The 12,280-nt window shown below is 52.1% G+C and carries 10 protein-coding genes; 6 read left to right on the top strand and 4 right to left on the bottom strand.

The features are described from left to right. The first annotated feature begins 71 nt into the window (after positions 1-71). The 6 genes from AC1931_RS08010 (at position 72) to AC1931_RS07985 (ending at position 7,048) form a co-directional block, all read left to right on the top strand. Positions 72-326, top strand: coding sequence for a DUF4212 domain-containing protein (locus AC1931_RS08010; RefSeq protein ID WP_483876727.1), 255 nt, complete (start codon positions 72-74; stop codon positions 324-326). Between the two features lie 14 nt (positions 327-340). After that, the gene (locus tag AC1931_RS08005; protein ID WP_483876726.1) at positions 341-2,134 is read left to right on the top strand and encodes a sodium:solute symporter family protein; all 1,794 of its coding nucleotides are present in this window, start codon (positions 341-343) and stop codon (positions 2,132-2,134) included. Between the two features lie 160 nt (positions 2,135-2,294). Beyond that, entirely contained in the window at positions 2,295-2,687 is a 393-nt protein-coding gene (locus AC1931_RS08000; protein WP_483876725.1) for a hypothetical protein, read from the top strand. A 138-nt stretch (positions 2,688-2,825) separates the two neighbouring features. Continuing rightward, positions 2,826-4,739 (top strand): DUF294 nucleotidyltransferase-like domain-containing protein, encoded by a 1,914-nt coding sequence (locus AC1931_RS07995; RefSeq protein ID WP_483876724.1) that lies wholly within the window; start codon positions 2,826-2,828, stop codon positions 4,737-4,739. A gap of 188 nt (positions 4,740-4,927) precedes the next feature. Then, complete coding sequence (locus AC1931_RS07990) at positions 4,928-5,188, top strand: DUF4212 domain-containing protein (protein WP_483876723.1); 261 nt, start codon at positions 4,928-4,930, stop codon at positions 5,186-5,188. Positions 5,189-5,218: 30 nt separating this feature from the next. Then, on the top strand, positions 5,219-7,048 hold the full coding sequence (locus AC1931_RS07985; protein WP_483876722.1) for a sodium:solute symporter family protein: 1,830 nt from the start codon (positions 5,219-5,221) through the stop codon (positions 7,046-7,048). Positions 7,049-7,171: 123 nt separating this feature from the next. Here AC1931_RS07985 and tpx read toward each other — a convergent pair whose 3' ends face one another. From tpx to AC1931_RS07965, 4 genes are all read right to left on the bottom strand, one after another. After that, complete coding sequence (gene tpx / locus AC1931_RS07980; protein WP_483876721.1) at positions 7,172-7,696, bottom strand: thiol peroxidase; 525 nt, start codon at positions 7,694-7,696, stop codon at positions 7,172-7,174. 12 nt (positions 7,697-7,708) lie between these two features. After that, positions 7,709-8,206: a universal stress protein gene (locus AC1931_RS07975; protein ID WP_483876720.1), complete on the bottom strand. Its 498-nt coding sequence runs from the start codon at positions 8,204-8,206 to the stop codon at positions 7,709-7,711. A gap of 118 nt (positions 8,207-8,324) precedes the next feature. Next, entirely contained in the window at positions 8,325-10,916 is a 2,592-nt protein-coding gene (locus AC1931_RS07970) for a TRAP transporter permease (RefSeq protein ID WP_483876719.1), read from the bottom strand. A gap of 166 nt (positions 10,917-11,082) precedes the next feature. Then, entirely contained in the window at positions 11,083-12,051 is a 969-nt protein-coding gene (locus tag AC1931_RS07965; protein ID WP_483876718.1) for a TAXI family TRAP transporter solute-binding subunit, read from the bottom strand. Positions 12,052-12,280: the final 229 nt, after the last annotated feature.

Below are 12,280 nucleotides of genomic sequence, written 5' to 3'. Positions count from 1 at the left end.
CGTCATCATTTTGCTCACGCTTCAACGGTTTCAGTCTGTCACTATCACAATGAAGGAAGAGGAGGTAAATAATGGAAGAGCAAGGAAAAGCTTACTGGTTTGCGACCCTGAAACTGATCGGTGGAATTCTTGCCGTCTGGGCGCTTGTTTCCTACGGGTTCGGAATTCTTTTGGCTCCGGCACTGAACAACATCCACATTGGGGGTTACCCCTTTGGTTTCTGGTGGGCTCAGCAGGGCTCCATTTACGTCTTTATCGCACTGATTTTTGTCTATGCAAAAATGCAGGGCAAGATTGACGTCAAATTCAACGTTAACGAAGAATAAAAGGAGGCACCCTAATGAGTCTGACATTTTTAACCTATCTGTTCGTCGGTGCGTCCTTCGCACTCTACATCGGCATTGCCGTCTGGGCCCGCGCCGGTAGCACCAGTGATTTTTACGTTGCCGGTGGCGGCGTTCACCCGGTTGTCAACGGGATGGCCACCGCCGCTGACTGGATGTCGGCAGCGTCCTTCATCTCCATGGCTGGCCTGATCGCCTACATGGGTTACGGTGGCGCCCTGTTCCTGATGGGCTGGACCGGTGGCTACGTGCTCATGGCAACCATGCTCGCACCTTACTTACGCAAGTTCGGTCGCTTTACCGTTCCGGCATTCTTTGCTGATCGTTACTATTCCAAGTCGGCTGCAGGGATGGCGGTTGTCTGTCTGCTGGTTGCCTCCATCACTTACATCATCGGTCAGATGACCGGTGTCGGCGTTGCCTTCTCGCGCTTTCTGGGCGTTTCCAATGAAATGGGGATCTACATCGGGATGGCCATCGTTTTCAGTTATGCGGTGTTCGGCGGCATGAAAGGGATCACTTACACCCAGGTCGCCCAGTACTGCGTGCTGATCTCGGCTTACACCATTCCGGCGATCTTCATCTCGTTCCAGCTGACCGGCGTACCGATTCCGCAGCTGGGCCTTGGTGCTTCCCTGGTTGGTGAGGACATCACCCTATTGGCCAAACTCAACCAGGTCGTTACCGAGCTTGGCTTTGGTGAGTACACGACATCTGTGCCCGGCAGCACACTGAACATGTTTGTTTACACCATTTCCCTGATGATCGGCACCGCCGGTCTGCCCCACGTTATCATTCGTTTCTTTACTGTGCCGACCGTTTCTGACGCCCGCTACTCAGCCGGCTGGGCCCTGGTGTTCATCGCGATTCTTTACACCACCGCCCCTGCTGTTGCCGCCATGGCGCGTTACAACCTGCACGCAACCGTCAGCCCCGAGGTTCTCACCAGTGCGCCTGCGGTTGCCGAAGGTGCCGGCCTGGTCTACGAGCAGCGTCCTGAGTGGATGAAACGCTGGGAAGTCACTGGCTTGTTGTCCTGGACTGACAAAAACAACGATGGCCGCATCCAGTATTACAATGACAAATCTACCGATCCCAAATTTGCCGCGGCCGGCTGGCAAGGCAACGAGTTGACCGTTAACCGCGACATCATCGTTCTGGCCAACCCTGAAATCGCCCTGCTGCCCAACTGGGTTATCGCCCTTGTGGCGGCCGGCGGTATCGCTGCCGCCCTGTCAACGGCTGCCGGGCTGCTGCTGGCCATCTCTTCAGCCGTGTCCCACGACTTGCTGAAGAAGATTTTTGTTCCTGACATGAGTGAAAAGAATGAACTGCTGGCAGGTAAAATCTCCATGGCCCTTGCCATCGTCGTCGCTGGCTACCTGGGTCTGAACCCGCCGGGGTTTGCGGCAGGAACCGTCGCGCTCGCCTTTGGTATTGCCGCCTGTTCAATCTTCCCGGCCCTGATGATGGGTATCTTCAACAAGAACATGTGTAAATACGGCGCGATCTCGGGGATGGCCGTTGGTCTGTTTGTCACCCTGTTCTACGTGTTTGCCCACAAGGGAATCTTTTTCTTCAAGGGGACCGAATACCTCGGGCTGATCGGTGGAGCCAACTCTTTCTTCGGTATCACCCCGGAAGCGTTTGGTGCCATCGGCGCAGCCCTGAACTTCCTGACCGCCTATATCGTCAGCAAGGTCACTCCGCCGCCGCCTGAGCACATCCAGCAGATGGTAGAGGATGTTCGCACCCCACGTGGCTCATCAGCCGTATCGGGAGCCCACTGATATTGATCTGATCGTAAACATCGAGTTGTAATGTCCTGGCCCCGCCGGCTACTCCGGCGGGGCTTTTTTTAAAAGAAGGTTGCCAATTCAGCACCGCTCAGGTAAAAATCTCTATCCGTTTTCTGAGCTGAAATCGTCTTTTATCATCTGGAGTTGATCAATGGAGTTAGTTTTCGATGCTGCAACGGTTATCACCTGGCTGTTGTTTCTGGCCCTGTTTCCCCTGGCATTTTTCTGGCTGCGTCGCGCCAAACGCATTTTAATCGACAAAAATTATTCCGAGGTCGCCCTCAAGCGTGGCTTGCCGCCGCAGAATCCGGCAAAGTTTGCCCTGATTGCCGGGCTGATTAACCTGCTGGCAGGCGGGACTGCGGCCCTGGTCGTTATCGGCCTCCCCCTTTACATCGCCACCGGCATTAAGCTCGGACCTTTTGCCAACTACGAAAACTGGAGCGCTATCGGCGGGGTGACCATCTGGTCAAAACTGATGGCTGACTTTATTCTGAGCCGCTATGCTCACCCTTTTCAGTTCGGTAAAAAAAAGGACGCGTGACCCTGCTGTGCCGTCAGCCTCCTGCCCTCTTCCTCTTTTGCAGCAACCTGTGATATTGTCCCACCTCAAAACCGACAGGCTTTTGCTCAAAAAGCCTGCCATCCTGTATTTTATTTATTGACTGCAGAGTAAACATTCATGGGACTTATCCAATCCTTGCGCGACACCCAGCCTTTTGATCAATTACCCGATGCGGTTTTTCAGCGTATCAGTGAATCAGCAAAAGTACAAAAATTCCCGGCGCAGATCCATATCTTCAATCAGCACGACGAACCGACCGGCTTCCTCTACGTGATCAAATCCGGATTGGTGGAAATTGTTGTGCTGGCGCCCGGCGGAGTTGAAATGACCGTTGACCTTCGCAAGGAAGGGGCTTTTTTTGGTGGCACGCCGATCTTTACCGATGGCGGTTACACCGCCGGTGCGCGCCCGGTTACGGACACTGAATGCTATCTGATTCCCGGCGAACTTCTCGCCGAGATTGCCTCCAACTATCCCCATATCACTGACTTTTTCAATAAGATAATCTATTCCCGGGTGCGCAATCTGTACTCGGATATGGTCAACGAGCATGCACGCAACACCCTGACCCAAGTCGAAGCCTATCCCTTCAAAAAACGCCTGTCGGAGATCATGTCCACACCGGCGGAAACCTGCTCCCTGGATACTCCCATTCCCGAAATTGCCCGCCAGATGACGCTACGCGGGATCGGTGCGGTACTGGTTTGCGATGCCGAAAAACACCTGACCGGCATTGTCACCGAGCGCGACCTGGTGTCCAAGGTGCTTGCCCGGCAGATGGCTAATGGCTCCACCGCCACTGCTGCCGAAGTTATGACCGCCAATCCTCATACCATGAGCCCTGAGACCTTCATGTACGAGGCGACCACCTTCATGATGGCTCACAAAAGCAAACATATTCCGATCCTCGACCGCGACATCATTGTTGGTATCGTCTCCCTGCAGGATCTGATGAAATACCGCAGCCAGAAATCGATGTTGCTGGTCGGGAACATCAACAAGGCGCGCACCATCGAAGATCTGATCATCGCGCGTTCGGAAATTGTCAAAGTGGCGCGAGCACTGATGGGCGAATCCCGCTCCCACGTTGAAACCATGGAGATTATTTCCTATATCCACCACCGGATTATTCGTCGTTGCTATGAGATTGTTCTGGACGATGCAAAGCGCCATGGATTGACGCCCCCGGATATTCGTTTCTGCTTTTTTATCATGGGCAGCGGCGGCCGCAAAGAAATGCTGTTGGGCCCGGATCAGGACAACGGTATGATATATGAGGATTTCCCCGACAGCAAAGCAGAGGAAGTCGATGCCTTCTTTGCGCCCTTTTCAGAAAAACTGGTCGGGGCCCTGGCTCGCATCGGCTATCCGCGCTGCAAGGGCAAGGTGATGGTCAACAACCCGATCTGGCGCGGACGCCTGAAAGAATGGAAAAAACGGATTGCTGACTGGATAAGAGTCCCTGAACCACAAAAGGTCCGCTACTCTACAATCTTTTTCGACTTTATGCCAATTTCCGGTGAAGCCACTCTGTGTCAGGATCTGCGCGATATTGTCCACCGTCATATCAAGGAACATCCGATTTTTCTCTACCACATGATGGAACTCGATTTCAAACACAAGGTTCCCTTAAGCCTGATTGGTCGTTTTACAACCAGCCGCGAAAAAGAACACAAGGGCACCCTTTCGGTCAAAGAAGCCGGCAGTATCTTCATCGTTGACTGTGTACGCATGTTCCTGCTTGAACAGCAGATTGATGCCACAACCACCAGTGAACGGATCGACGAACTGGTCAAACTGAACATTTTCACTTCCGAAACCGCTGAACACGTCAAAGCCGCATTCGAAGCCTTTACTTTTTTGCGTTTACGCAACGAAATTTCCATGATCGATCAAGGCAAGTTCCCTTCACACTTTCTCAATCCCTACGATTTATCGAAAAATGAGCAGGATCTTCTCAAAGAAGCCTTCCGCGTTGCGGGAAAGTTGCAGGATTCTACCAAGCGCCATTTTTCCAGGCAGATCAGCTGATATGGCCCGATTCTGCACTTTTTGACTTAAAACTACAGCTTTTTCGGCTTGAGGCCCCGGCGTTCAGACACAAATCCCGTCCTGGAAAAGGAAATGATTCTTTACAACGATGCCTCGTCAAGCTACCATTAGCCGACCTTTATTGAGTTGCAACCTACCTCCTGTTGCCCCAAGCGCGATGAGGCCCTATGGACAGAGAACAGCAACTGCGTTCTTATTGGAAAGAGACACTGAAATACATCTATATATTTTTATCTGTCTGGTTCACCGTTTCCTGCCTGTTTGGCGTGATCCTGGTTGAACAGCTCGATCGCTTCAATCTCTTCGGTTTCCCCTTAGGCTTCTGGTTTGCCAATCAAGGCTCCCTTATTATCTTCTGCATCCTGATTCTTGTTTACGTTCGCCTGATGAATCGTCTCGATCAGAAATACGATGTCTATGAAGACTAAACCCGGTACCGGGCGAAAGGATCTTTCGTCATGAGCATACTGACCTGGACCTGGACCCTGGTTTCTGTCACCCTGTTTCTGTACATCGCCATCGCCCTTCTTGCCCGCAGTCGCTCGACCAGCGATTTCTACACAGCGGACAGATCTCTGCATCCGATTCTCAACGGCATGGCAACCGGTGCTGACTGGATGTCGGCGGCCTCCTTTCTGTCCATGGCCGGGCTCATCTCCTTTATGGGGCGCGACGGGTCCATGTACCTGATGGGCTGGACTGGCGGCTATGTTCTGCTGGCCATGCTGATTGCCCCCTACCTGCGTAAATATGGGCGTTATACGGTCCCTGAATTTATTGGTGATCGCTACTATTCCCTGTTTGCCAAAATCCTTGCCGTTCTTTGTGCCATCCTCATTTCGTTTACTTATATCGCTGGACAGATGCGCGGGGTAGGTATTGTCTTTTCGCGCTTTCTGGAGGTACCGATCAATACCGGTGTGGTCATCGGTATGTTCGTGGTTTTTTTCTACGCGGTGATCGGTGGCATGAAAGGCATTACGTACACCCAGGTTGCGCAGTACTGCATCCTGATTGTCGCTTACATGATCCCTGCTATTTTTATCTCCATCATGATGACCGGCAATCCGGTGCCTTTCTTCGGGATCGGCAGCACCATCAGTGCCGATGGTGCTGTTATTCTCGGTGACTCCAGTGCCCAGGGTCGCCACTTGCTGGCGGTATTGAATGATCTGCATACTGATCTGGGGTTTGCCGAATACACATCCGGCATCCGCCCCAAAATTGATGTGCTCTGCGTGGTGATTGCCCTGATGCTCGGCACGGCAGGGCTGCCTCACGTTATTATCCGCTTTTTTACCGTTCCGAGAATTCGCGACGCCCGTGCTTCAGCGGGATGGGCACTGATTTTTATTGTCCTGCTGTATGCCAGCGCTCCGGCCGTGGCAATTTTTGCGCGCACCAACTTCATCGGCAGTATCCATCATGTGTCCTATGAAAAAGCGCCGGACTGGTTTAAAAGCGCTGAATCAACCGGGTTGGTTGCCTGGGTGGACAAAAATGGCGATGGGCTCATTCAATATGGCCCCGGCGATGCCATCAGCGGCAAGCCCAGACAGATCGGTCAACTCGGAGCTTTTGGGCAACAAATCGTCAAAAATTCACCGACCGACAACAGCAACGAAATTTATATTGATCACGACATCATCGTGCTCGCTAACCCGGAGATCGCCCAACTACCTAACTGGGTGGTTGCACTGGTCGCTGCCGGGGCCCTCGCCGCAGCCATGTCGACAGCAGCCGGACTGTTGCTGGTTATCGCCTCGGCGATTTCCCACGACCTGATCAAGGGTGTCTTGATGCCAAGCATCTCTGAAAAGGGTGAGCTGTTGTGGGCCCGCTGTGGTGCCGCCGGAGCAGTTGTTGTTGCCGGACTGTTCGGCATTTTCCCCTTAGGTTTCGTCGCTCAGGTCGTCGCCTTTGCTTTTGGGCTTGCAGCATCAACCTTTTTTCCGGTTATTTTGATGGGGATTTTCAGCAAACGGGTCAATTTTTACGGAGCGATCAGCGGGATGCTCGGAGGTGTTCTGTTTACCTCTGCCTATATCGGCTTTTTTACGCTGTTTTATCCAGAAAGAAATACCGCAGAGTACTGGTTGCTCGGTATCTCGCCTGAAGGGATTGGCGCGATCGGCATGCTGATCAACTTCATCCTGTTAATTGTTGTCTCGCGTTTTACCCCACCGCCGCCGCTGGAAGTACAACAGCAGGTTGAGAATCTGCGCTATCCGGTCGACCGGGACCGCGGAGAAACCAAGATTGCCAGTAAAACCCGCCGTGTCTATTAATCGACTGCGCACGGCATAACGCCCCAGTCGCAAGCTGCCGGCAGACCCTGCTTGTGGGTAAAAAAAGCCCCTGGGAAGCGTCGTTCCCGGGGGCTTTTTAAAACCATTGCAGTTTTTTAGATACTACAGCAGGTTCTTTACCGAATTGAGAGCGCCAACATAATCAGGCTCGGCCGTCACTTCCGGCACCAGTTCAACGTAAGCGACCTTGTCATTCGCATCGATAACAAAAACAGCACGCGCCAACAGCTTGAGGTCTTTAAGCAATACACCGTAATTCAGTCCGAATGAACGCTCCTGGTAATCGGAAAGGGTCTTGACTTTGTCGATACCGGCATTGCCGCACCAGCGTTTCTGGGCAAAGGGCAGATCAACGCTGATAGTATAAACAACAACCCCATCGGGGAGTGCCGCGGCATCCTGATTGAACTTGCGGGTCATGGCATCACACACGGGTGTATCAAGGGAGGGAACAACAGTAATCAAGCGGATTTTGCCAGCATCTGTGGCCAATGTTACCGGCTGAAGACCGTTGTCAACCACACGAAAATCAGGAGCAGCGTCGCCGACTTTGATTTCAGGTCCCAACAGGGTGGCAGGGTTGCCCTTGAACTCTACGGCCCCGTCACGTTCCAGATTTGTATTCATAGTTTTTCTCCTTTATTTCTTTGTTGACGGCTTGAGGGCGTTTGGTGGCACGATCATCACCGGACGGTGAGACTTGCGCAGAATTTTTTCTGCGACACTGCCAAGAAAAGCGTATTCCAGGCGCCCTTTACTGTGGCTGCCGATAACAATCAGATCAGCATCAATCTTATCAGCTACTGTCAGAATCATCGGCACCGGCTCGCCGTGATGGACTTCAACCTTGGGCGGGTGGGCAACCTCCTCCTCCATATATTCGGCTTCTTCAAGAATGAGTTCATGAAGCTGTTTGCGCGTTTGCTCAGCCAGCTCCGCTTCGTTCTCCTTGTTGAACTTAGCCAGTTTATCAGCCCCCATCGCCAGCGACACCATGTTCATCACCGAGGCGTCGACGGTAGGCATAACATGAAGGACATGAATCTGGGCATGGAACTTACAACCGAGTTCGAGGGCATAACGGATAACTCGGGCAGAATCTTTCCCGAGATCCCGGGCAACAAGAATATTCTTCATTCTGACTTCCATTGACATCTACCTCCCTGAAAGCATGTGGTCAAAAAACCGTGGCTGTTTACGCGGCGAAGAGATGACCCCGCTCCATATAGTCGAGAATATACCAGAACCTACAGCATCAAGCAGAAACTAACCGTTCCTGTTCCCTTTTTCTGCGCCGCGACTGAACCAGCCAGACCAGCACCAGTAGCGCCATGGTCGGTATGTAAACAATTTCTTTCGGAGGTGGATGAGTCGGCACCTGCAGATTAACAATTTCCTGATCAAAATCAATACCGGCACGAGAAGCAACACTGGCAAAAGCGACAAAATCGACAAACACACGGCCGTCTTCTTCCACTCTTGTTTCCAAACCAACCGCTGCCAAACGCTCCTCCCCGGTCGGTTCATCGCCGATCGGCAACATGATCACCTTAGAATATTCTTTACCGCTCAGCCGTTCACCTTGCAAAGACAATCGCAGGGAACTGCCTGGGTCCATGTCGCCAACCCAGGTGGAAATCTCAGTAGCTGGTTCTTCCATCAGGGGTGGATAGAATTCATCCCACACCAGCCCCGGGCGGAAAAAAAACAGCGTCACCAACAGCAGCGCAGCCGTCTCCCAGAGACGATTGCGGGTCAGCATAAACCCCTGGGTTGCAGCGGCGAAGGCCAACATTCCCAGGAGTGCCGTGCTGACAACAATCAGCAGGTGGAACCATCCGGTCAGGCCGATCAGCAACAGCTGGGTATTAAAAATAAACATAAACGGCAGGATCGCGGTGCGGATGTCGTACATAAACCCTTGGATCCCGGTGCGAATTGGATCCCCACCGGAAATTCCGGCCGCGGCAAATGCCGCCAGGCCCACCGGCGGAGTGTCGTCGGCGAGAATACCGAAGTAAAAGACAAACAAGTGAACAGCAATCAGGGGAACAATCAAACCGTTCTGGGCACCAAGTTCGACAATAACCGGCGCCATCAGCGTCGACACGACGATATAGTTGGCGGTGGTCGGCAATCCCATCCCCAGCAGCAGACTGATGACCGCAGTAAAGATCAGAATCAGCATCAGATTACCGCCGGAAATAAATTCTACAAATTCGGTCATCACCAGACCGATACCGGTCAGGGTCACGGTTCCGACCACAATACCGGCAGCGGCGGTAGCAACCCCAATCCCGATCATATTGCGGGCGCCGGCAACCAGTCCCTTGATCAGATCAGTGGTGCCGGTTTTAAATGAAAAATATTCTCCCTTTTGCTTGCGCATCAACCCTTTTATCGGGCGCTGGGTCAGCAGGATAAAGATTATCAGCACGGTAGCCCAATAAGCAGACAGGGCCGGCGAAAGTCGTTCGACCACCAGACACCACATCAGCACGACAATTGGCAGCAGGTAATAGAGACCAGCCTGGGTAGTATCGCGCAGCGGCGGCAACTCGGTAATTTCTGTTGTATATTCGAGTTCAGGAACCCGGCACGCTATCCACAGCAGCCCAAGATAGGCGGCTGCCAGCAGAACAATGACAATATAAAAGGCAGCGTCACCAGCAACAACCTTGATCCAGCCCAGACCATAATAGGTCAGCCCGCCGATGATAATAATGCCCAGAAAAACCATTACAAATGAAATCAGGCGGCTGGTCAGGGTTCGGGTAATGGTTCGTGTCATCCCCTCGAGCCCCATTTTACAGGCTTCCAGGTGAACAATATAGAGCAAGGCAATATAAGAAATAATCGCCGGCAAAAAAGCGTGCTTGATGACCTCGATATAGTTAATACCGACATACTCCACCATCAAAAAGGCCGCCGCGCCCATGACCGGAGGCATCAACTGACCGTTGGTCGAACAGGCGACCTCAATGGCCCCGGCCTTTTCGGCTTTAAAACCGACCTTTTTCATCAAGGGAATAGTAAAGGTACCAGTCGTAACAACGTTGGCGATGGAGGATCCGGAGCATAGCCCTGTCAGTCCCGATGCCACAACTGCGGCCTTGGCCGGCCCCCCTTTAAAATGCCCGAGAGCGGCAAAGGATGCGCGGATAAAATAGTTGCCGGCACCGCCCGATTCGAGCAACGAACCGAACAGGACAAACATGAAGACCATACCGGTGGAAACGCCCAGTGCGACGCCGAACACCCCTTCAGTTCCCAGCCAGTAATGTGACATTCCTTTGGCGAGGCTGGCTCCTTTGTGAGCAATAACGTCGGGCATGTATTGCCCAAAAAAGGTATAGATGCAAAAAATTGCCGCCACCACCATCAGGGGTGGTCCCAGGGCCCGGCGCGTCGCTTCGAGCAGGAGAATCATGCCGACGACAGAGACCACCAGATCCATTGTTGTTGGACTGCCGGGTCGCATCGACAAAGAACTGTAAAAAAGGTAAAGATACCCGCCGCAGAAGGATCCGAGCAGGGCGAGAGCCCAATCCTGTAGCGGAATATAGGATGTCGGCGAGCGCTTAAACGTCGGAAAAGCGGTAAAAGCAAGAAAAATAGCAAAAGCCAGATGGATTGAGCGCGCCTGAGTGTCATTAAGGACAAAGAAATTCAAAAGAAACGGCAGAGGAGATGCGTACCAGAGCTGAAACAAAGTCCATATTAATGGCACAAAAAAGAGAACTTTTTTAGGAAAAGCACCGGCCGGGTTACGTGCACCCCCTTCAGTTTCGGCCATCACTTTTTTCAGTTTGTCGTCGATACTGCTGGTCGTTTTGGTGTCACTCATCATCTTGGCCCTTCACTCGATCAAGCACCGGGTGCTTATCCAAAAAACAAATGTAAACAGATTAATTCTATAGATTTCCCCGGAGGTTCAACTGATAGTCAACGAACGAATCACCGAAAAAAATGCACCGCCTTAGGCGGTGCATTTTCTGTTCAATGAATTGACGCTAGAGCAGACCAACTTCTTTGTAGTACTTAAGAGCACCTGGATGTAATGGTGCTGAGAGACCGTCCTTGACCATCTCTTCTTTTTTCAGATTTTCAAAAGCCGGGTGCAGGCGCTTGAAATCCTCAAAGTTGTCAAAAACGGCTTTGACTACCTGATAAATCACATCTTCTGGAACCTTAACGGAGGAAACAAAAGTCGCGCCGACACCGAAGGTTTTGGTTTCCTGGTTGTTGCCACGGTACATTCCGGCAGGAATCGTAGCGGTGCGGTAATAATCGCGCTCGGCAATCAGCTTGTCGATTTCCGGTCCGGTTACATTCACCAGAACCGAGTCACAGGCAGTAGTTGCTTCCTGAATCGAACCATTGGGATGGCCGACAACATAAACAATAGCGTCGACACGATTGTCACACATGGCCGCAGACTGCTCGGCAGGTTTCAACTCGGAGGCCAGGCGGAAATCGTTCACTGTCCATCCGAAAGCTTCAAGAACCACCTCGGTGGTGCTGCGCTGACCGGAACCGGGGTTACCGATATTTACACGTTTATCTTTAAGATCCTGGAAGTTACGGACCCCTGAATCAGCACGAGCAACAACGGTGTAGGGCTCGGGGTGAATGGAAAATACCGCCCGCAGATCCTTGTTGGCACCGGCTTCTTCAAATCTGCTGGTACCGTTGTAGGCATGATACTGCCAGTCAGACTGGACAACGCCGAGATCCATCTCGCCGGCGGCAATGGTATTGAGGTTGTAAATTGAGCCGCCGGTACTCTCAACCGAGCAACGGATACCATGCTCTTTGCGATCCTTGTTCACCAGACGACAGATAGCGCCGCCGGTGGGATAGTAAACACCGGTAACACCCCCGGTACCGATGGTGACGAACTGGTTGGCTGCAACTTCCGGAATCGGCGTGATGCTAATGGCAACGGTCAGAGCGAGGACATACATAAGCAGCTTTTTCATTGTTTTTAGCCTCCTTGAAGATTGATTGGTGACAAAAGCCCACCCGATGTGAGCGATAACAGAACGAAGAAACAAGATTATAGCACACTGCCCGCTAAGGGCGGGGTAATTGTTGAATAAAAAGCATGTCAATGGTAAAGAAAGGGGTAAAAAACATCGTAACAACTTCCCTTAATCAGCACAACATGGGTCGAATTATAACCATTCAAAGGAGAATACTCAAGACTTG

This window comes from Pelovirga sp. C15f (genome assembly GCF_057178085.1).
The sequence above is the reverse complement of the archived record's forward strand: the minus strand, read 5'-3'. Positions and strand labels throughout refer to the sequence as shown.